This is a genomic window from Bacteroides sp. OM05-10AA (assembly GCF_003439055.1).
Taxonomy (GTDB): domain Bacteria; phylum Bacteroidota; class Bacteroidia; order Bacteroidales; family Bacteroidaceae; genus Bacteroides; species Bacteroides intestinigallinarum.
In genome coordinates this window covers 1-22,619 of the sequence record NZ_QSUR01000034.1, presented here as the reverse complement: position 1 = coordinate 22,619, position 22,619 = coordinate 1, and the positions used below count along the sequence as shown (strand labels likewise).

Here is a 22,619-nt window from a genome sequence, read left to right as displayed (position 1 = left end):
TAAATTATTAACTGCTCAACTTTTGGGATGCAGTTAATAATTTTATAATTTCAATTCATCGCTGCTTATTTCTTCACAGTAGCAATCAGCTCCTCTGCTGAAACAAGATTCTGTTCTCCTGTCTCCATATTCTTCAGCATTGCTTTGCCTTCGTTCATTTCATTCTCACCGACAATAGCTACAAACGGAATATTCTTTGCATTAGCATAGCTCATCTGTTTCTTCATCTTGGCTGCATCCGGGAAAATCTCTGCACGGATACCGGCAGCACGCACTTTCGATAAAATACCCATAGAGAATGCAGCTTCCTTTTCACCGAAGTTGATAAACAGAACTTCTGTTCCATTCACAGCTTCTTTCGGATAAAGTTCGAGCTGGTTCAATACGTCGAAGATACGGTCTGCACCGAAAGAGATACCTACTCCCGACACTCCTGCCATACCAAATACTCCGGTCAGATTATCATAGCGACCACCACCTGTGATACTGCCAATCTGTACATCCAACGCTTTCACTTCAAAGATAGCACCTGTATAGTAATTCAGTCCGCGAGCCAATGTCAGGTCAAGCTCGATTTCATTCTTCAAGCCCATTGTTTCCAATGTATTCAGGATAAATTCGCTCTCTTCCACTCCCTTCAATCCTACTTCACTGGCTGATAATACATTTTTCAATGTTGCCAACTTTTCCGCATTCGTGCCGCTAAGGAGAATAATCGGCTGCAACTTAGCAATAGCCTCATCACTGATTCCCTTCTCTTTCAGTTCGGCATTTACATTATCCAAACCTATTTTGTCCAGCTTGTCAATCGCTACGGTAATATCGACAATCTTATCCGATTCGCCTATAATTTCAGCGATACCGGAAAGAATCTTACGGTTGTTAATCTTAATACATACACGAATATTGAAACGACTGAAAACAGTATCAACAATCTGCATCAATTCCACTTCGTTCAATAACGAATCACTTCCTACAACATCGGCATCACATTGATAAAACTCACGATAGCGTCCCTTCTGCGGACGGTCGGCACGCCATACCGGTTGAATCTGATAACGTTTGAACGGGAAAGTGATCTCATCACGATGCATCACCACATAGCGGGCAAAAGGTACTGTCAAGTCATAACGCAAACCTTTCTCACAGAATTTGCTTGCCAGCTTGGCAGCATTACGGCTTAACAATTCTTCGTCAGTAATCCCGGAAAAGTAATCTCCTGAATTCTGAATCTTAAAGAGTAGTTTATCCCCTTCATCGCCGTACTTTCCCATCAGTGTAGAAAGCATCTCCATCGAAGGAGTCTCTATCTGCTGGAATCCATACAAATGATATACGTCACGAATCGTATTGAATATATAATTACGCTTCGCCATTTCTACCGGCGAAAAGTCACGAGTTCCTTTAGGAATACTTGGTTTTGCTGCCATAATATTACTGTTTATAATTTTAATTGTGCAAATTTACTGCAAATTTCCGAGCAATGCTTACATATATTTGAAAAAATCCTCCATAGTCTTCGGAAAGACTGCGGAGGATCTCTTTTTATTTTATAGAAAGAAGCTGGCAAACCTGCCTTTTCCCTTTTTCATTTCTTAGTCTCTTCTACCCATGAAGATCATGATGTAGTAAACCAATGTAGCCAATGAACCTAATGCAGCAACGACATACGTATAAGCAGCAGAACGAAGAGCATCTTCAGCCTGTGCATGATTGTACGAATTAGTAATGCCGGATGAGCTCAACCATACCAATGCACGTTTACTTGCATTGATTTCCACCGGCAGCGTGATAAAGCTGAACAGTGTAGTCATAGCAAACAGGATAATACCTGCCAACAATAACTGCGGGAAAGAGTTTATCAGCAAGATACCACCCAACAATACCCACGTCATAATGGAAGAAGCAAAGTTCACCACCGGAACCAGCGCACTACGCATCTTCAACGGGGCATACATACGTGCATGCTGCACAGCGTGTCCACACTCATGGGCTGCTACGGCAGCCGCCATAATGCTATTACTTTCATACACCCCCTCACTCAAATTCACTGTTTTGTTAGTAGGATTGTAGTGGTCGGTCAATCGTCCCGGCGTATGTGTAACCTGCACATCATAAATTCCATTGTCATGCAACATCTTCAAAGCAACGTCGCGTCCTGTCATTCCGTTTCCTGTAGGAATCTTAGAGTACTTCTTGAATTTGTTTTGCAAATTCATCTGTACCAACCAACTGACAACAGCGATTCCTATAAATAATACCCAATAAGACATCATATACTTTTCAATTTTAATTATTACTCTATATCTCTATAAACAAATTGTTTGCCAAAAATAAGGGGAAACGTTCAATGTCAGAATAGTTTCCCCTTGCTTTTATGAAGAATTAGCTAAAAATTAGTCAATTGTCAGTTCCACTACATAGTCAATATCTTTCGGAACCTCGGCAAATTCGAGCAAAACACCAGCTTTCGTCTTTGTGAAACGAACCGGAGACTGATCTTTAAACAAGACTGCTTTCTTAACCTTCTTGCCTGTCAATGGCAGGAACAAAGCCACATCTTTCAGATCGAGGATATGTACATAGAGTTTATTTCCTTTTTGTGTTGTCACTCCCCAATCATGTGGAGCAACTACACCATTTCGTGTTCCATAGATCGTTTCGCCATATTGTTTCATCCACTCTCCCATCTCTGCCAAGCGTTGCACAGCTACCGCAGGAAGTTCCCCATCGGGTTGAGGGCCGATATTCATCAAAAGGTTGGCATTCTTACCGGCTGCCTTCACCAGATAATGAATCAATGTCTTTGTAGATTTATAATTCTGGTCGGTAATCTTATATCCCCACATACCATTCATTGTTTCGCAAGTTTCCAACGGCAGGTGACTCACCTCCTGTCCGGACAGTCCCGAAGCATTCTCACCCGGCAGATCACGTTCGAAAATCTGAATATCTTCCCCGTCGAAAGGTGTCTGATGATGATTGTTACCCACCAGACAACCCGGCTGGAGCTTATGAATCAAAGCATACTGCTCCGGTAATTCCCAATTAAAAGTCGGTGCCTGGTCCCACCATCCGTCAAACCAGATGGCACCTATCGGACCGTAGTTCGTCAACAACTCCGTCAACTGATTATTCATGAATTGATAATAACTTTTCCAATCCCCTTTCGAATTCGAACGTCCCGTTCCCTGTCCTGTACGTCCCCAAGGATAGTCCTCACGCGCCCAATCAAGATGTGAATAATAAAAATGAAGCTTGATACCCTGCTTGGCACAGGCTGCTGCCAGTTCTTTCACAATATCTCTTTTAAAAGGGGTGGCTTTGACTACGTTATAATCCGAATACTTAGTATCAAACATAGAAAAACCTTCGTGATGACGGCTAGTGAAACAGATATATTTGGCTCCCGAAGCTTTAATAGCCTCCACCCATTTATCCGCATCAAACTTGGAAGGATAAAATCCACCTGCCAGTTTGGCATACTCTTTATAATTCAGATTATTGTTTGTCATAGTCCACTCACCGGAAGCGAGCATAGCGTATAGCCCCCAATGAAGAAAAATGCCAAACTTGTTGTCTTGAAATTCCTGTCGTGCTTTCAGATTCTCTTCGGCAGGCTGATAAGAAGATTGGGCAAATACTCCCAAGTTCATGACGAACAACAAAAGGAAAGTAATAAAACGTGTTTTCATAAGGCGTACATTATTTTTCTGTGTGTTTAGAATAGACTACAAAGGCTTGAATAAGAAAGGCGGAGTTTCTCTTCAATCTCCGCCTTTCCTCCATATAATAAATCAATGGTTATTCTTCAGTATAACGTTCGATCGTCTGTGCTCTGTCCGGTCCTACGGAAACAATCTTGATTTCTACACCAAGCTGCTCTTCCAGGAAAGTCAGATAAGCATTGAACTCTTCCGGGAATTCATCTTCGCTCTGCATCTTAGTCATATCTGTCTGCCAGCCCGGAAGCTCTGCATAAACAGGTTCTACCCCTTCTGTGATGTCATACGGGAAATAATCGATTTCTTCACCGTTCACTTTGTAGGCAACACAAGCTTTGATTGTTTCGAAAGTATCGAGTACATCGCTCTTCATCATAATCAATTTGGTAACCCCGTTTATCATAACGGAATACTTCAGCGCTACCAGGTCGATCCATCCACAACGACGTTTACGTCCGGTAACAGAACCGAATTCATGTCCCAAAGTACACATCTTGTCACCTGTTTCATCAAACAGTTCTGATGGGAACGGACCTGCTCCTACACGAGTACAGTATGCTTTGAAGATACCATATACTTCACCGATACGATTAGGCGCCACTCCCAGTCCGGTGCAGGCTCCCGCACATACGGTATTGGAAGAAGTCACGAACGGATATGAACCGAAATCAATATCAAGCATAGTACCCTGAGCTCCTTCACAAAGAACGCTCTTACCATCTTTCAACAGATTATTCACTTCATGTTCGCTATCTACAAAATGGAATTGTTTCAGGTATTCGATACCTTCCAACCAAGCTTTTTCCAATTCTGTGAGGTCATATTCATAATTCAGCCCCTTCAGGATTTGTTCGTGACGAGCTTTTGCAGCAGCATACTTCTCATCGAAGTTATGAAGAATGTCACCTACACGAACACCGTTACGGCTCACTTTATCCGTATAAGTAGGGCCGATACCCTTTCCGGTAGTTCCTACTTTGGCATCTCCTTTGGCTGCTTCATAGGCAGCATCCAGAATGCGGTGTGTCGGAAGAATCAGATGAGCTTTCTTTGAAATGTGCAAACGTTCTTTCAGCGGATGACCTGATGCTTCAAGTGCTTCTGCCTCTGCCTTAAACAATGCCGGATCAAGTACCACACCGTTACCGATGATGTTTACCTTGTTTCCCTGGAAAATACCGGAAGGAATAGAGCGGAGCACATATTTCTGTCCTTCGAACTCAAGCGTGTGACCGGCATTCGGGCCGCCCTGAAAACGAGCAACCACATCATACTTAGGTGTTAAAACGTCGACTACTTTTCCTTTACCTTCGTCGCCCCATTGTAATCCTAATAGAACATCTACTTTCATTTTTCTTTTTTATTGTTGTTATTTACTTTTTTCCGTTTGTTAGCTCTGTCGCACTTACTACATACTCCATATATATATAAGGAGTAATGCGAAAGCTGGAAGCGGCTCAATTTCGTATTTTCAATGGCATGCTGCAATTCCTCGTTCTGAAACTCGGTCACTCTACCACATTGAGTACATATCTGATGATGATGTGTCTCGCGATTATATGATTTTTCGTATTGGGAAGAAGTGCCAAACTGATGCTTAATGACCAGTCGTGCATTGATAAGGAGGATAATGGTGTTGTAGAGAGTTGCACGGCTCACCCGGAAATTCTCCTGGTCCATCATCCGTGAATAAAGCATGTCAATATCGAAATGACCGTCGATAGAATAAATAGTATCGAGTATGGCGTAGCGTTCAGGAGTCTTACGATGCCCGTTCGCCGTGAGATATTCCGTGAATATCTGCCTTACTGTATCTTTCACGTTTTGAGTTTCCATCATCAGCCAAAATTAGCGCGAACAAAGTTAAGCCTTTTTTGCGGAAAGCAAAAGAAATTCCTAGAAATAAGTAATGGGTTAATTATTCTTCAGTCTCTTCTTTCACCATGTTGTAGAGCATCTGCTCCCCTTCCAAGGTAGAATCAGCCATTCCTTCCACCAGACGGCATACTTGAAAGGCATGTTCTTCACTATGCTGCATATATTTGCGGATAACCAATAAAGCAGCGTTACGAACATGATAACTGTCGGAATGTACGGCACAGATTGCCTGATCGAGTAATTCGCCGGAGGCGCGTTCAGTCATATCCCCTTTCTTCATCAAAAGACGGGCGGCAGTCAGAAAACCGCAAGTCTGTATATACTCTTGCTCATCTGCAATCCAGTGAAAAGATTTGGCCGGAGCATACGGCAAATGCTGGAAGAGATTCATGCAAGTCAGCTCGGCTATTTCGATATTCCGGATATTTTCTACCCAAATGTCGGCTATCTCGGGATAAAACGTTTCAATCGGTTGAAGCATCCCCGCCAGAATTTTACATTCGCGAATGTCCTCTTTCCACAGAGCCTGTGCCAAGTCATGATTCTTCTCATAACTTTCGGCAATCATCTTGATACGGGGCAGTTCCACTCCGAAATTGAGTTTATAAACCAGCCCCTTCTCACGCATACTTTGGGACACAGCCCCGTTCATAGAGAGACGGAGCTGTGTCTTGATATCTTTTAATTGTTCTTTTATATCCATTTCAAATCAGTTGTTTATTGAAGGCAGCGGAGAATAATCAGTGCTGTAACGCAGCATTTGTTCTACATAACCTTCATCATAGGAAACTGTGACATCTGTAACAGTTCCGTTTTCATCTGTCACCAGTTCGTATTTCGGATTCACAAAACCTTTGTAAGGAGCCAGATTCAGCTTCTTATAGCGTTCCAGAACTTCTGCATGCAGAGCCGGATCCACTTTTACCGCATAGTTTTCTACCAATGTACGGGCTCCTTCAAAATCACCAGTCGACTTGATGCGCTGGATTTCAGCTAATAATTCGCCGAAAAGCTGACGTACCTTCTGATAGTCATTGATAACCACATAAGTCTTTCCGTCTTTCTTCACCAGTTCCACCGCTTTATCGGCAGCTCCTTTTTCAAATACCCAGCGGGCTATCAGCTGGCGATTGCGCATGTGAGCTTCTTCAACACTATTTCCCGGTTCGATACGTACCAGTTGTGTCATCAGCCCATTCATCAGATAAGTATAGTATTGAGCCTTATAAGCATCGGGAGAAGAGAGCAGTCCCAGTTCCACCAGCTTCGGATCGGCTACATAATACAATCCGAATAAATCGGCACGTGCCTCTTCGATGGTAGAGCCATAAGCCTTCAACGCATCCGGATCTACACCCGGAAGCAACTTACCGGAACCGTGTCCCAGACATTCATGTAAATCTGTATGAAGCTCATCCGTCAAGTCAGAGTATGCATCGATCAACTGTATTTCCGCATCACTATAAACAAATTCTTCATTGAACCCGTTTCCATGAGCAGCTTTATTATAAGCATCCGTAATGTTTCCGATAGTCACTGATTTGGAGCCATGATGAGCACGAATCCAGTTGGCATTCGGCAGATTGATACCGATAGCAGTTGCCGGATAAAGATCACCCGCAAGGATAGCAGCAGTAATCACTTTAGCCGATACCCCTTTCACCTTTTCTTTCTTGAAAGATTTATCAACCGGAGAATGATCTTCAAACCATTGCGCGTTACTGCTGATAATCTCCGTACGATGTGTCGATTCCAGATCTTTGAAGTTCACCAAAGATTCCCAACTCGCTTTCATCCCCAGCGGGTCGCCATAACTTTCAGTAAATCCGTTCACAAAGTCGATTCGTGAATCAAGGTCTTTCACCCACAGAATCGAATATTCATCGAAATCTTTCAGATCACCGGTTTCATAGAATTGAATCAGCTTGGTGATAACAGCTTTTTGTGCTTCATTTTCTGCCACACCTTCCGCTTTCTTCAGCCAATAAACAATCTTCTCAATTGCCTGTGTATAGAGTCCGCCTACTTTCCAAACCTTCTCTGTCAACTTCCCGTTTTCTTTTACCAAACGACTGTTCAGTCCATAAGAAACCGGTGTTTCATCTTTCGGATCTTTCAGCACGCTATAGAAACTTTCCGCCTCTTTCTGCGTCACTCCATCATAATAGTTACAAGCAGAGGTCAACACAAGATCTTCGCCATCCGCCTGGTTTACCCGCTTCGGCATAACCGCCGGGTCGAAAATCACCGGGAACAGCTCTGCACAAAGTTGATCGGCAGTCTGCCCTTTCTCCAGCGGAAGCAACTTGGCATCCAGACCGAGCACGGCCTGTTTCAAGAATTCCTGTGAGAAGTTCGGCACAAATTTCTCCGTACCATAGTGGTGATGAATACCATTGGAGAACCATACCCTTTTCAGGTACACCTCCATGTTTTTGAAATCAGGTGTTGTTTTATCCCCCTGATAGTTTGTATATACTGCTTCGAGCATCCTACGGATTCTCAAATTATATTTTCCATTCTGGTCAAACAGAATATCCCTTCCTTCCAGAGCAGCCTCTGTCAGGTAATAAATCAGTTCCTTCTGTTTCAGCGTCAGTTCCTCAAATCCGGGAACCCTATAACGCAATATTTGTAAATCAGCAAATTGTTCCACTGTATAATCAAATTTTTCTGCTTCAGCAGTTGTTGTTTTACTTCCTCCGCACGATGTTAAGAGCGTGGCGGCCACTGTCATTAAAATCAGATGTTTTCTCATAATGCTAGCATTGATTAATTAAAATGAGAAAAGGAATTATCCCCAAAATTTATCTTTCAGAGGTAATTCCTTTTAATCAGTTTCGGAACGCGCAATTATTTCTTATTCTCGATATGTCTTTTGCGATATCCGTTAGGAGTCTCACCTACGTTTTTGTAAAATGCAGCGTAAAAAGATTGACGATTTGCAAAGCCAACCATGGCACTAATTTCTTCCACATTTTTGTCGGCATAACGTTTGTCAGTCAATAAATGCAAAGCATCTTTTACTCTGTACTCATTCAACAGGCAAGAATAGTTCATGCCAAAGCGTGAGTTTACTACTGCAGAAAGGTAACGAGTATTCGTCTTCAATTCTTTTGCCAAGTCCTTAGCTGAATAATCAGGATCCTTGTACTTCTTCTGTACAACGATGATATTCAAGATCTTGTCATACAACTCGTCTGCCAATTCCGGTCTAATCAAAGACCTGTATGCAGCCTTCTTTTCTTTCTTTTCCCTCAAATTGTAGGGACGTTTTTTCGGAGTTTCTTCCGTTTTTTTGTTCTCTAAATCACTCATTGAATTAACTGGTTAGGGTTTGTTCATTTGTTAATAATCGCTCAATTGCAACATAACATGTTACAAATGTCTTACTTTTTTTTTAAACACACAATTATTTTGTGCATTTTTTTTCTAAATAAACAATCAAAAACCTTGAAAAAGAAGGAATAGCCTTGAATAATAAGAAACTTTAACTTATTTATAATTCATATCAGAAACAGAAATCTACACATGACGAAAATTGCCGAAGAAAAATGTACCTTTGCAGCATGGATAAATCAGCATCAATGAGAGAAACTCTAAAGACATATTTCGGATACGATAGTTTCCGTCCTCTACAAGAAGAAATCATCCACCACGTCCTGAACAAACAGGATACATTGGTATTAATGCCTACTGGTGGGGGGAAATCGATCTGCTACCAACTTCCCGCACTGCTGTGTGAAGGCACTGCCGTTGTCGTTTCTCCACTCATCTCATTGATGAAAGATCAGGTAGAAGCATTGCTGGCAAACGGCATCGCAGCCGGGGCACTGAACAGCAGTAATGACGAAACGGAAAACGTTCATCTGCGACGTGCCTGCATCGAGGGGCGACTGAAGCTGCTTTACATTTCACCCGAAAAACTTTTAGCAGAAAAGGATTATTTATTACGGGATATGAACATCTCTCTGTTTGCTATTGATGAAGCGCATTGTATTTCACAATGGGGACATGACTTCCGTCCGGAATACACACAAATGGGAGTGCTCCACCAGCAATTTCCGCAAATACCGATTATTGCCCTAACTGCCACTGCGGATAAAATCACGCGTGAAGACATTGTACGACAATTGCATCTCAACCATCCCCGTGTCTTTATCTCATCTTTCGACCGCCCCAACATCAGTCTGACTGTAAAACGTGGTTTTCAAGCGAAAGAGAAGAACAAGGCTATCTTAGAATTTATTCACCGTCACGGGGGAGAAAGCGGGATTATTTATTGCATGAGCCGGAGTAAGACAGAAACTGTCGCACAAATGTTGCAAAAGCAGGGTATCCGCTGCGGTGTCTATCATGCCGGATTATCCACCCAACACCGGGACGAAACACAGAATGATTTTATCAACGACCGCATACAGGTGGTATGTGCCACTATTGCATTCGGAATGGGGATCGATAAATCAAATGTCCGCTGGGTCATACATTACAATCTACCCAAAAGCATAGAAAGCTTTTATCAGGAAATAGGCCGTGCCGGGCGGGATGGACTGCCCAGCAGTACTGTCCTATTTTATTCACTCGGAGATCTTATATTACTCACTAAATTTGCTTCGGAAAGCAATCAGCAGAGCATCAATCTGGAAAAGCTACAACGGATGCAGCAATATGCTGAAGCCGATATTTGCCGGAGAAGAATCCTGTTAAGCTATTTCGGAGAAACAACAACGGAGGATTGCGGTAATTGCGATGTTTGTAAAAATCCTCCTCAACGATTTGACGGTACGGTCATTGTGCAAAAGGCATTAAGCGCCATCGCACGTACAGAACAACAAATCAGCACAGGATTGCTGATTGACATTCTCCGTGGAAACTATTCTGCGGAAGTAACCGGAAAAGGGTATCAGGAACTTAAAACGTTCGGTGCCGGACGCGACATTCCTCCTCGTGACTGGCAAGACTATCTGCTTCAGATGTTGCAACTCGGCTACTTTGAAATAGCCTATAACGAAAACAACCATCTTAAAATTACTGCAAGCGGAAGTGATATTCTCTTCGGGAGAGCTAAGGCAACATTAGCAGTCATCCGGCACGAAGAAGTCGCCACTCAAAAAGGAAAAAAGAAAAAAGTGGTTGTTGCAAAGGTACTTCCTTTCGGCCTGGAAGGTGGAGAAAACGAGGATTTATTCGAAGCCTTACGCGGATTGAGGAAACAACTGGCCGATCAGGAGGCACTACCCGCCTACATCGTCTTGTCAGACAAAGTATTACACCTGCTTAGTATTTCCCGTCCTACCACTATAGAAGAATTCGGAGAAATCAGCGGTATCGGAGAATACAAGAAGAAAAAATACGGAAAAGACTTCGTTAATCTGATTAGGCAGTTTGTAGAATAATCATACGTCACTTGCACTGCTTAAGCTGTTCGTGCAAATCAGCCGGAGGCACTCCCAATGAAATGGCTTTCTCAAAGTCAGCTTTGGCAAGTCCTTTCTTTTTCTGTGCCAGATAGATATTCCCACGCAGCAGATAAGCATCAGCCGAGGCAGCATCCAACCGGATCGCTTCCTCCAAATCAACCAATGCCAGATCTTCATGCTTCATTTCACGTTCCACGTCGGCACGGGCAATATAAAGTGTCGCATCGTCAGGAGTAGCCGTAATCATCTTATTCAGAATTTCAAGAGATTCCCGGAATTTTCCTTCTTTCTGCTCCAGAGTAGCCAATCCCAGACGACCGCTATAACTCTGCGGATCCAGTTCCAGCAAACGATTATAATCGATTCTCGCAGCCGGATAATCCCGGCGGAGCACATAAATATAGGCACGCATCAACAAAGCTTCCTTGTTCTGCTTATCCTCATCAAGCACCTGACAATAATCGGTATAAGCACGGTCCGTTTTTCCCATTTCCATATAAATAGCGGCACGGTCGAGTAAAATAGGAACTGCCAAAGGAGCAAAATTCAGTGCAAAAGAATAAGACTCCAGCGCTTTATCAAACTCACCCAAGCGACGCTGTACCAATCCCAGGTTAGAAAAAAGCAACGCATTTTTGGCGTTCTTCGGTTCCAGCTTCAAAGCCTGAAGCAAAAGTTCCTCTGCTTTGGGAAGACTGTCTTTCTCAATACATTCAATGGCTCTCTCGGACAATTGCTGATAAGTTTGTGCAAAGGCAACAGCCGGAAAACAAAAAAGCAAAGCTATAATTATTCTTACCATGGTTCAGGTCTTTTTTATAATGAATGAATTAATCCAATGGATATGCGTCAAAAGCAAACAGTTCGGTCGACAAATAACGCTCTCCCGTATCAGGTAACAACGCTACTATTTTTTTGTTCTTAAATTCCGGACGCAGTGACAGTTGACGGGCAGCATACACAGCTGCTCCCGAAGAAATTCCCGCCAGCAGACCTTCCGTCGACGCTAACTCACGTCCCGCACGAATCGCTTCATCATCGGGTACACCCATCACCTCATCTACCACAGAAGCATCATAAAGTTTGGGAATAAAATTTGCTCCGATACCCTGAATACGATGCGGAGCCGCCTCTCCTCCTGCCAATACAGGAGACGACGCCGGTTCTACCGCCACAATATAAATATCCGGATTATGTTTCTTTAAAGCACGGGCTACACCGCAAACCGTTCCTCCGGTGCCCACTCCGGCCACAAAAACAGCCACTTCACCGTCTGTATCCCGCCAGATCTCTTCACCTGTCGTCCGCTCATGAACAGCCGCATTAGCCGGATTCTCAAATTGTTGTAAGATCACCGAACCGGGAATACTATCACGCAACTCCTGCGCCTTGGCAATAGAAGCTGCCATCCCTCCTAACCCGTCTGTCAATACAATCTGCGCACCCAGCGCTTTCAACAGATTCCGCCGTTCCAGGCTCATTGTTTCAGGCATGGTCAATATCAAATGATACCCTTTAATAGTGGCTACCATTGCCAACCCAACACCTGTATTTCCGCTTGTCGGCTCAATAATCGTCGCACCGGGTTTCAATAATCCCCGAACTTCAGCATCTTCAATCATCGAAAGAGCCACCCTGTCTTTTACACTTCCCGCCGGATTAAAAGCCTCCAGTTTGGCAATTATATTTTGTTCCAGACCGTACTTTCCGCTATAACCGGAAAGTTCCATCAAAGGGGTATTCCCCACTAAATCTGTTAGTTTCCTTGCAATCTTTGCCATCTTATTACTTTATTTTTGTCACAGACACGACAAAGATATGGAAAAAAAGGTATGTTTTATATCACTTCATGAGAAAGATAAGGAAAAGTATAGTAACTTTGTATCCGTTCAATCTTTTTAAGTTTACAGATATGAAAAAGAGAATCATACAATTTCTCACGACCTATTTTTTATTTGTTCTTTTATTCGTTCTTCAGAAACCAATCTTCATGGTTTACTACCATGACTTATATACCAATGTATCTTTAGGTGACTACTTCCGCGTCATGTGGCACGGATTGCCTCTGGATTTATCTCTTGCAGGCTACCTGACCGCTATCCCCGGCTTACTGCTCATCGCCTCCGCCTGGACCAATTCATCCATACTCCGCCGCATCCGGCAAGGATACTTCGGGGTAATCGCCTTTGTCATGGCTTGCATTTTTATCATCGACCTGGGATTATACGGCTTTTGGGGATTCCGTCTGGATGCCACCCCCGTTTTCTATTTCTTCTCTTCCCCCAAAGATGCTATGGCAAGCGTCAGCTTTTGGTTTGTACTATTGGGAATCTTATCTATGCTGATCTATGCAGCAATTTTATACTTCATTTTCTATTACGTCCTTATCCGGGAGAAAAAGCCCCTGAAAATACCTTATCGACGTCAGAATGTCTCGCTTGCGCTCCTTTTGCTGACAGCGGCACTCTTCATCCCTATCCGGGGCGGATTCAGCGTATCCACCATGAATTTGAGCAAAGTGTATTTCAGTCAGGACCAACGCATGAATCATGCAGCCATCAATCCGGCATTCAGCTTCATGTATTCCGCCACCCACCAGAATAATTTCGATAAGCAATATCGCTTCATGGACCCGAAAATAGCTGACGAATTATTTGCAGAGATGGTAGACAAACCTGTCGCAGCAACAGACAGCATCCCCCAATTATTGAATACACAACGTCCGAACATTATTTTTATTATCCTTGAGAGTTTCTCCACACACTTGATGGAAACTTTCGGAGGACAACCCAATGTGGCTGTCAACATGGATAAATTCGCTAAAGAAGGCGTATTATTCAGCAACTTCTACGGCAGCAGTTTCCGCACAGACCGCGGACTGGCATCCATCATCAGCGGATATCCCGGCCAGCCAAGCACCAGTATCATGAAATATCCCGAAAAGACGGACAAACTTCCTTCTATCCCGCGCAGCCTGAAAAATGCCGGATACAACCTGGAATATTACTATGGCGGAGATGCCGATTTCACAAATATGCGCTCTTATCTGGTATCTTCCGGCATCGAGAAGATTATTTCCGATAAAGATTTTCCTCTGTCCGAACGTACAGGAAAATGGGGAGCACAGGATCACGTCTTATTCCAACGCCTGATGAAAGACCTGAAAGAAGAAAAACAAGAAGAACCGTTCCTGAAACTCGTACAGACATCAAGCAGCCACGAACCATTCGAAGTCCCGTTCCACAGGCTGGATGATAAAATCCTCAATTCTTTTGCGTATGCCGATAGTTGCGTAGGAGATTTCGTGAAACAGTATCAAGAAACACCGCTATGGAAAAATACACTGTTTGTACTCGTTCCCGATCATCAGGGTGCATATCCGTATCCAATAGAAAATCCGCTGGACGGTCAAACCATTCCGCTGATTTTAATCGGAGGTGCAATCAAACAACCTCTTGTGGTAGATACCTATGCTTCACAGATTGACATTGCCGCCACCTTGCTTGCCCAATTAGGATTGCCGCATGATGAATTTACTTTCAGCAAGAATATCATGAATCCGGCCTCTCCTCATTTTGCATACTTTACCCGCCCGAACTATTTCGGAATGATTACCGCTGATAACCAATTAGTGTACAATCTGGACGCAAATACTGTGCAACTGGACGAAGGTACCGCCAAAGGAGCCAATCTGGAAAAGGGAAAAGCGTTCCTGCAGAAGCTCTACGACGACCTGGCGAAACGCTAGGAAATGAGTTATATTGAATATTTATAAAGTAATATAGAACAATAAAGCCTGATGATACACACCGGAATTGTCCAATATCTTTCGGAGATAGATACAAATATCTTCTTGTCTTTCAATGGCATACATTCCCCTTTCTGGGATTATTTCATGAGTTCTTTCACGGGTAAATTCATCTGGATTCCCATGTATGCCACTATATTGTATATTTTATTAAAAAACTTCCACTGGAAAGTAGTACTGTGCTACGTGGCTGCCATTGCACTGACTATCACCTTTGCCGACCAGATGTGCAGCAGCATCATTCGTCCGGTAGTAGCACGTCTGCGTCCCGCCAATCCGGAGAACCCGATTGTAGATCTAGTATATATCGTAAATGGTTACCGCGGAGGAAGCTACGGTTTCCCATCGTGCCATGCCGCCAATTCATTAGGTCTTGCCATGTTTGTCATATTCCTGTTCCGTAAACGTTGGCTAAGCATTTTCATCCTGACCTGGGCAATACTCAACTGCTACACACGTATATATCTGGGTGTACATTATCCCGGTGATTTACTCGTAGGAGGTATTATCGGAGGATTCGGCGGTTGGTTGTTCTGTACCATCGCCCACAAAGCAGCCATCTATCTGGAACCTTCCACCCGCACGAAGAGAAAAGAAATAAAACAATGGTCAGTCACTATCTATGTAGGATTACTGACTATACTCGGTATCGTTCTATACTCCACTATTAAAAGTTGGTAGAACACAACATATTTCGAACTAAAAAGTAAAAGCCTGACACCGTTATCCGATGCCAGGCTTTTACTTTTTTATCCGGGTTTATCAAGCTTTCCTGATATAATCAACAATCCACTGTCCTACTTCTTTTGTTCCGTACTTAGCACCGTCAGCCACCTGGATTTCCGGCGTACGTATATTCTCATCCAAAGAAGCATCTACGGCTTTACGAATCAATGCACCCTCTTCTTTAAGGTCGAAATACTCGAACAACATAGCTACAGAAAGAATCTGTGCCAACGGATTAGCAATGTTCAATCCCTTAGCCTGCGGCCATGAACCGTGAATCGGTTCAAATACTGGAGTACTTTCACCTGTAGAAGCAGAAGGAAGCAAGCCCATAGAACCACTGATTACAGAACCTTCGTCAGTCAGGATGTCACCGAATGTATTTTCCGTTACCATCACATCGAAGAAAGCAGGTTCCTGAATCATCTTCATTGCAGCATTATCCACAAACATATAATCAGTTGTCACTTCCGGATAGTTCGGAGCCATTTCCTGTGCAATCTGACGCCACAGACGGGAAGAAGCCAACACATTTGCCTTATCTACCACAGTCAGATGTTTTCTGCGCTTCATCGCATATTCGAAAGCCACCTTCAAAATACGTTCGATTTCCGGACGAGTATAATAGTTTGTATCATACGCCTTATCATTATCCTGGTACTTTTCACCGAAATACATACCTCCGGTCAGCTCACGGATACAGATAAAATCGGCATTCTCTACCAACTCCGCACGCAACGGAGATTTGTGGATCAGGCATTTGAATGTCTGTACCGGACGGATATTAGCGAAAAGACCCAGTTTCTTACGCATAGCCAGCAAACCTTGCTCCGGACGTACCTTGGCAGTAGGATCATTGTCAAATTTCGGATCACCTACGGCAGAGAACAAAACAGCATCCGCCTCTTTACAAACCTGATAAGTTGCTTCCGGAAACGGATCGCCTACTTTATCAATCGCATCAGCTCCACAGATTGCATATTCGTAACTTACTTTGTGACCAAACTTCTCGCAAACGGCACTCATCACATCTACACCTTGCACAGAGATCTCCGGTCCGATGCCGTCGCCTGCTAATACAGCAATTTTAAAATCCATAATCGTTTATTCTTCTATTTATATATTCTTATAAAAAACATTCTTCGGGCAAGTTGTTTCTCACTTGCTCTTCTCGTATTCATCTTCGATGAGGTTCAACATCTTCATAGTAGCCTTGATGGCAGCCTCTGTCTGGTCGGCATCGAGTCCGCGGGTACGGAACACCTGCTCATCATAACTCCACGTGATAACTGTCTGCACAAATGCATCCGTACGTCCACCGGGAGGAATGGTTACCGCATAATTGGTCAACATCGGGAATTTACGTCCTAATGTCACCTTATATATCTTACGCAGCGCACGAACAAAAGCATCATACTGACCATCGCCGCCTGAACTCTCTTCGTACTCTTTTCCGTTGATTTCTATCTTCAACGTTGCCATCGGTTTCAACCCATGAGCCAGATTCACAAAATAGCTCTTCAGTTTAACCTTCTCACCCACTGCTCCATGTTTCAACACATCCGAAACAATGTACGGCAAATCTTCCTGTGTAACCAGTTCTTTCTTGTCGCCCAACTCGATGATGCGTTCCGTTACCTTGCGCATAGCATCTTCGTCCAGCTCCAATCCGAGATCTTCGAGGTTCTTACGGATATTTGCTTTACCGCTTGTCTTACCCAATGCATATTCGCGCTTGCGGCCAAAACGTTCGGGAAGCAAATCATTGCAGTAGAGATTATTCTTGTTATCCCCGTCGGCATGCACTCCGGCCACTTGCGTAAAGACATTCTCACCTACAATCGGTTTATTGGCAGGTATCACAATTCCCGAATAAGACTCCACTACCCGGCTGACATCATTCAAACGGCTTTCGTCGATATTGGTCACCGCATTGAAATGGTCTTTCAGGATAGCCTGCACACTTGCGAGAGGAGCATTTCCTGCCCGTTCACCCAGTCCGTTGATGGTTGTATGCAATCCTTTGACACCGCTTAATACCGCGGCAAGGACATTACTCACAGCCAAATCATAATCATTGTGCGCATGGAAATCGAGATGAGTATTCGGATAACGTTTCTTCATCTTCCGCATATACTCTATCACTTGCAAAGGATTCAAGATACCCAACGTATCAGGCAACATAAAACGCTTGACACTCGTCTCTTTCAATCCATCCATCAACTGAAATACATATTCGGGAGAATCTTTGATACCGTTGCTCCAATCTTCCAGATAAACATTGACGGTTATATCCTGTTCGTCGGCATAATGCACCACACTTATGATATCCGCCAGATGTTCTTCCGGTGTCTTTTTCAGTTGTTGCGTACAATGCTTCAGTGAACCTTTACAAAGAAGATTTATCACACGGCATCCGGTACGCTGAATCCAATCGACAGAAGTATGCCCGTCGACAAAGCCGAGCACTTCCACTTTATGGAGCAGACTACGACGGGCCGCCCAGTCGCAAATCATCTTCACGGCTTCAAACTCACCGTCCGACACACGCGCCGAAGCAACCTCCACCCGGTCTACCTTTAAATCTTCTAACAGTAAACGGGCGATCATTAGTTTCTCATGAGGCACGAAAGATACTCCGCTGGTTTGTTCACCATCACGGAGCGTTGTGTCCATGATTTCTATTTTCACGCCTTCTTTTCCCATTCTTCTATTTTATCTTTATTGCTCAACAAGAAATCGATATCGTCCAATCCGTTCATCAAACAAAGTTTCTTGTAAGCATTGATTTCGAAATGTTCACTTTTACCTGTCGCCTTGTTGGTGATGGTCTGTTCGGGAAGGTTCACTTCCACTTCCATCTTCGGGTCCGCTTCTATCGAATCAAACAACTCCTGCAGAAACTCCTCGGTAACAACCACCGGCAGCACAAAGTTGTTCAACTCATTATTCTTATGAATATCGGCAAAGAAACTGGATACCACCACGCGGAAACCATATCCTGCAATAGCCCAGGCAGCGTGTTCACGGCTGGAACCCGAACCGAAGTTTTTTCCTGCCACCAATATCTGTCCGCTATAAGTAGGATTGTTCAACACAAAATCCTTGTTCAGGGAACCGTCAGCATTATAACGCCAGTCACGGAAAAGATTATCACCAAAGAATTTTTCTTCACGAGTGGTTGCTTTCAGGAAACGTGCCGGAATAATCTGGTCGGTATCTACGTTTTCTAAAGGAAGAGGTACACAAGTACTTGTTATTATATTAAATTTTGTCTTAGCCATCGTCTTATTTACAATTTAATGATTTACGAATTACGGTTGAATTACATCAGCTCTCTCGGATCGGTAATCACACCTGTCACCGCAGCAGCGGCAGCTACCAGCGGACTAGCCAGCAAAGTGCGTGCACCGGGTCCCTGACGTCCTTCGAAATTACGGTTACTGGTAGATACCGAATACTTTCCGGCAGGAATCTTATCATCGTTCATTGCCAGACAAGCAGAACATCCCGGCTGACGGATAGCAAATCCGGCTTCCGTCAATATCTTGTCGATTCCTTCCTTACGGATCTGTGCGTCTACCATCCATGAACCCGGAACCAGCCATGCAATTACATTCTCCGCTTTCTTACGACCTTTCACGATGGAAGCAAATGCACGGAAATCTTCAATACGACCGTTTGTACAAGCACCAAGGAATACATAATCAATCTTCTTACCCAACAAAGATTCACCCGGTTGGAATCCCATATACTCCATTGATTTCTTGAACGAAACCTGTGCAGCTTCACTCATTCCTTCCATAGTAGGAATATGCTGTGTGATTCCCATACCCATACCCGGATTCGTTCCGTAGGTAATCATCGGTTCAATATCAGCCGCTTCGAAACGGACTTCTTTATCAAACACGGCATCATCATCACTCTTCAATGTCTTCCAATAAGCCAAAGCCTTGTCCCATGCTTCGCCTTGCGGAGCACTTTCACGTCCTTTGATATATTCAAAAGTCACTTCATCCGGAGCAACCATACCACCACGCGCACCCATTTCAATAGAAAGGTTGCAAAGGGTAAGACGTCCCTCCATTGTCAGATTGCGGATAGCCGAACCTGCATATTCCACGAAGTAACCTGTAGCACCACTGGTAGTCATCTTAGACATCATATACAGAGCCACATCCTTTGCAGTCACCCCTTTACCCAGTTCACCGTCTACAGTGATACGCATTGTTTTCGGTCTCGACTGGAGAATACATTGTGAAGCCAGCACCATTTCCACCTCGCTCGTTCCGATACCGAAAGCAATCGCTCCCATTGCACCGTGAGTAGAAGTATGAGAGTCACCGCAAACAATCGTCATTCCCGGCAGGGTCAAACCACGTTCGGGACCTACCACATGGATAATACCATTCTTCGGATGCATCATGCCGTAGTGTGTCAGACCAAAATCCTTCGCATTCTGCGTCAGCGTGTCCACCTGCGTTTTAGAAATCGGATCTTCAATCTCCTTATCCTGATCGTGTGTCGGTGTATTATGGTCGGGCATACAAAATACCTTTTCAGGACGCAATACTCCGATTCCACGTTCACGCAATCCCGCAAAAGCCTGCGGACTAGTCACTTCGTGACAATATAACCGATCAATATAAAGCTGTGTAGGGCCATCTTCCACAGTAGTCACCACGTGGGCATCCCATATCTTATCAAATAATGTATTCATCTGTTTATTTACTATTTTACTAATTACTATTTACTCTTTCAATCAATCTCTGTAATACCAAACCGACTGTCAATCTCTTTTTTACGATTTGAATTTGTTAATACAGTCGATGTAGGCTTCTACCGAAGCAGCAATAATATCTGTATTGGCACCAAAACCATAATAAATCTGGTTATCGTATTCTACCTGCATGTGCACTTTACCTACATCATCACTTCCCTTACTGATAGCCTGAATAGTAAACTCTTTCAGAGTCATGTGGCGTTCTACAATCTTTTTCAATGCTTTGATGGCAGCATCTACCGGACCATTACCACTGGCACAAGCTTCAAACTTCTCACCGGCAATATTCAATCCCAAACTAGCTACCGAACGAACACCGACACCACTCGTCACCTGCAAGTAATCCAGTTTGATACGATGGTTCTGGCTACGGTCTGCACCTGCCAATACTAAAATATCATCATCATTAATATCTTTCTTCTTATCAGCCAACTTCAGGAACTCATCATATACCTTATCCAGTTTTTCCTGATCCAGATTCACTCCCAATATAGAAAGACGATTTTTCAATGCAGCACGTCCGCTGCGGGCAGTCAATACGATAGAGTTATCATCAATACCCACATCATGCGGATCGATAATCTCATACGTCTGTACATTTTTCAATACGCCATCCTGATGGATACCTGAAGAGTGTGCGAAAGCGTTACGTCCAACGATTGCTTTATTGGGTTGTACCGGCATATTCATCAGGCTGGATACCATACGGCTGGTCGGATAAATCTTCTGCGTATTGATATTGGTTTGAATATCTATTTCGTGATGGCTCTTAATAATCATGGCGATTTCTTCGAGAGCAGTATTTCCTGCACGTTCGCCAATACCGTTGATGGTAACTTCCACCTGACGCGCACCGTTCAAAACACCGGCTATCGTATTGGCAGTAGCCATACCCAAGTCATTATGACAGTGAGTAGAAAGTATGGCATTATCAATACCGTCTACATGGTCAACCAGGTATTTTATCTTGGCGCCATATTCTGAAGGCAAGCAGTAACCTGTTGTATCAGGGATATTCACTACGGTAGCTCCCGCTTTGATAACAGCTTCTACCACACGTGCCAGATATTCGTTATCCGTACGGCCTGCGTCTTCTGCATAAAATTCCACATCGTCTACAAAACGGCGGGCGTATTTCACAGCAGCTACTGCACGTTCGATAATCTCTTCACGATTCGAATTGAATTTATATTTAATGTGCGAATCAGAAGTACCGATACCGGTGTGAATACGTTTATGTTTAGCAAATTTCAGTGCATCTACGGCTACATCAATATCTTTTTGAACTGCGCGGGTCAAAGCACAGATAGTAGGCCAAGTCACCGCTTTTGAAATCTCAATTACTGAATTAAAATCTCCCGGGCTCGAAATGGGGAATCCGGCTTCAATCACGTCTACTCCCAACGCTTCCAATGCCTTTGCTACCTGAATCTTTTCTACTGTATTCAACTGGCATCCCGGAACCTGTTCACCATCTCTAAGAGTGGTATCAAAAATAAATAACCTATTGTCCATATTCTTATGTATATTATATAATTATTAGCATTAAAAAAAGCCTTTCACACTTGGAAGTGAGAAAGGCTTTCGTATATTTTCATTTATACACATTTACGCGCAGCACTCACTTCCACTAACCTTTGATAGTAGAATAATAATACCGCATAGTAGAATATGTATAAACATCTGATTCATTTCTTGTCTCTTTTATTAGTTTGACGGTGCAAAGGTATGGATTATTTCTTTACCACCAAATAATACGTTACTTTTTTATCGAAAAAAATATCATTTCATAAGTTAAAGCCGATTATTAGCAAAAATGTATCACGAATAAAGCGATATGTTTATTAAAACAGAAAGAGGGAGTAGAATGTTTGAACCATTCTCTCCCTCTCCTTCTTTATTGTTCTAAATCAATAGATTACTTCTTATCGCAACATTCTTTCTTTTCTGCGCAATCAGCTTTTTTGTCGCAAGCAGTAGCACAAGAGTCCTTAGCCTGGCAGCAAGAATCAGTTTCAACAACAGCTTCCACTGTTTCTACAGTTGTCTCTTCACCTTCAGAAGCAGCGTTAGTAGTTTTGTTACCAGTACAAGACATCATTGCAAAAGAAAATGTTACTGCTACAGCAGCCAAAAATAATTTAGTTTTCATACCTTTTAAATTTGCTTTAAACGTTTAATAAAATAATTGTCGGTCGCAAATATAGCACTTTTTTCGCAAAGTACCAAATGACAGAAAGCCCCTTGATTCAAAATGAATCAAGGGGCTTCTTAAAAAC

19 protein-coding genes are annotated in these 22,619 nt (G+C 43.3%); 3 read left to right on the top strand and 16 right to left on the bottom strand.

What is annotated here, in order from left to right:
- Nucleotides 1–65: 65 nt before the first annotated feature.
- The 8 genes from hisS to DXB58_RS21530 all read right to left on the bottom strand — a co-directional run bounded on the left by hisS (nucleotide 66) and on the right by DXB58_RS21530 (nucleotide 8,921).
- Nucleotides 66–1,430, bottom strand: coding sequence for a histidine--tRNA ligase (gene hisS / locus DXB58_RS21565; RefSeq protein ID WP_115484927.1), 1,365 nt, complete (start codon nucleotides 1,428–1,430; stop codon nucleotides 66–68).
- 165 nt (nucleotides 1,431–1,595) lie between these two features.
- Nucleotides 1,596–2,276: a zinc metallopeptidase gene (locus tag DXB58_RS21560; RefSeq protein ID WP_004301089.1), complete on the bottom strand. Its 681-nt coding sequence runs from the start codon at nucleotides 2,274–2,276 to the stop codon at nucleotides 1,596–1,598.
- Between the two features lie 120 nt (nucleotides 2,277–2,396).
- Nucleotides 2,397–3,695, bottom strand: coding sequence for an alpha-L-fucosidase (locus tag DXB58_RS21555; protein ID WP_122138225.1), 1,299 nt, complete (start codon nucleotides 3,693–3,695; stop codon nucleotides 2,397–2,399).
- A gap of 109 nt (nucleotides 3,696–3,804) precedes the next feature.
- Nucleotides 3,805–5,076, bottom strand: coding sequence for an adenylosuccinate synthase (locus DXB58_RS21550; RefSeq protein WP_074637943.1), 1,272 nt, complete (start codon nucleotides 5,074–5,076; stop codon nucleotides 3,805–3,807).
- Nucleotides 5,073–5,561, bottom strand: a complete 489-nt coding sequence (locus tag DXB58_RS21545) for a Fur family transcriptional regulator (protein WP_004327109.1) — start codon at nucleotides 5,559–5,561, stop codon at nucleotides 5,073–5,075. The genes DXB58_RS21550 and DXB58_RS21545 overlap by 4 nt, the downstream gene beginning before the upstream one ends.
- 82 nt (nucleotides 5,562–5,643) lie before the next feature.
- Nucleotides 5,644–6,306 (bottom strand): DNA alkylation repair protein, encoded by a 663-nt coding sequence (locus DXB58_RS21540; protein WP_004307185.1) that lies wholly within the window; start codon nucleotides 6,304–6,306, stop codon nucleotides 5,644–5,646.
- Nucleotides 6,307–6,312: 6 nt separating this feature from the next.
- Nucleotides 6,313–8,361 carry a dihydrofolate reductase gene (locus DXB58_RS21535; protein ID WP_199488002.1) on the bottom strand — a complete coding sequence of 683 codons (2,049 nt, stop codon included), beginning with the start codon at nucleotides 8,359–8,361 and terminating at the stop codon, nucleotides 6,313–6,315.
- A 95-nt stretch (nucleotides 8,362–8,456) separates the two neighbouring features.
- A complete protein-coding gene (locus DXB58_RS21530) occupies nucleotides 8,457–8,921 on the bottom strand; it encodes an AraC family transcriptional regulator (protein ID WP_008999723.1) in 465 nt (154 codons plus the stop codon).
- A 269-nt stretch (nucleotides 8,922–9,190) separates the two neighbouring features.
- Between DXB58_RS21530 and recQ the strand changes: the two genes are divergently transcribed.
- Nucleotides 9,191–10,999 (top strand): DNA helicase RecQ, encoded by a 1,809-nt coding sequence (gene recQ / locus DXB58_RS21525; RefSeq protein WP_122138223.1) that lies wholly within the window; start codon nucleotides 9,191–9,193, stop codon nucleotides 10,997–10,999.
- 7 nt (nucleotides 11,000–11,006) lie between these two features.
- Here the strand turns inward: recQ and DXB58_RS21520 are convergent, their stop codons facing one another.
- Both DXB58_RS21520 and cysK read right to left on the bottom strand, forming a co-directional pair.
- Nucleotides 11,007–11,825: a lipopolysaccharide assembly protein LapB gene (locus DXB58_RS21520; RefSeq protein WP_004301105.1), complete on the bottom strand. Its 819-nt coding sequence runs from the start codon at nucleotides 11,823–11,825 to the stop codon at nucleotides 11,007–11,009.
- Nucleotides 11,826–11,853: 28 nt separating this feature from the next.
- Entirely contained in the window at nucleotides 11,854–12,804 is a 951-nt protein-coding gene (gene cysK, locus DXB58_RS21515; RefSeq protein ID WP_074560012.1) for a cysteine synthase A, read from the bottom strand.
- Nucleotides 12,805–12,935: 131 nt separating this feature from the next.
- On the opposite strand from cysK, the gene DXB58_RS21510 reads away from it, so the two are divergent.
- Nucleotides 12,936–14,771 (top strand): LTA synthase family protein, encoded by a 1,836-nt coding sequence (locus DXB58_RS21510; RefSeq protein WP_187343890.1) that lies wholly within the window; start codon nucleotides 12,936–12,938, stop codon nucleotides 14,769–14,771.
- A 51-nt stretch (nucleotides 14,772–14,822) separates the two neighbouring features.
- A complete protein-coding gene (locus DXB58_RS21505; protein WP_122138222.1) occupies nucleotides 14,823–15,512 on the top strand; it encodes a phosphatase PAP2 family protein in 690 nt (229 codons plus the stop codon).
- Nucleotides 15,513–15,593: 81 nt separating this feature from the next.
- On the opposite strand, the gene leuB is transcribed toward DXB58_RS21505, so the two are convergent.
- The 6 genes from leuB to DXB58_RS21475 form a co-directional block, all read right to left on the bottom strand.
- Nucleotides 15,594–16,655 (bottom strand): 3-isopropylmalate dehydrogenase, encoded by a 1,062-nt coding sequence (gene leuB / locus DXB58_RS21500; RefSeq protein ID WP_122138221.1) that lies wholly within the window; start codon nucleotides 16,653–16,655, stop codon nucleotides 15,594–15,596.
- A 60-nt stretch (nucleotides 16,656–16,715) separates the two neighbouring features.
- Nucleotides 16,716–18,263, bottom strand: coding sequence for an alpha-isopropylmalate synthase regulatory domain-containing protein (locus DXB58_RS21495; RefSeq protein ID WP_004301119.1), 1,548 nt, complete (start codon nucleotides 18,261–18,263; stop codon nucleotides 16,716–16,718).
- Nucleotides 18,245–18,841 (bottom strand): 3-isopropylmalate dehydratase small subunit, encoded by a 597-nt coding sequence (gene leuD / locus DXB58_RS21490; protein ID WP_004307192.1) that lies wholly within the window; start codon nucleotides 18,839–18,841, stop codon nucleotides 18,245–18,247. The genes DXB58_RS21495 and leuD overlap by 19 nt, the downstream gene beginning before the upstream one ends.
- 41 nt (nucleotides 18,842–18,882) lie before the next feature.
- On the bottom strand, nucleotides 18,883–20,277 hold the full coding sequence (gene leuC / locus DXB58_RS21485; protein WP_004301124.1) for a 3-isopropylmalate dehydratase large subunit: 1,395 nt from the start codon (nucleotides 20,275–20,277) through the stop codon (nucleotides 18,883–18,885).
- Nucleotides 20,278–20,358: 81 nt separating this feature from the next.
- Nucleotides 20,359–21,855, bottom strand: a complete 1,497-nt coding sequence (locus DXB58_RS21480) for a 2-isopropylmalate synthase (protein ID WP_004301125.1) — start codon at nucleotides 21,853–21,855, stop codon at nucleotides 20,359–20,361.
- A 403-nt stretch (nucleotides 21,856–22,258) separates the two neighbouring features.
- Nucleotides 22,259–22,492, bottom strand: coding sequence for a hypothetical protein (locus tag DXB58_RS21475; RefSeq protein WP_004307193.1), 234 nt, complete (start codon nucleotides 22,490–22,492; stop codon nucleotides 22,259–22,261).
- Nucleotides 22,493–22,619: the final 127 nt, after the last annotated feature.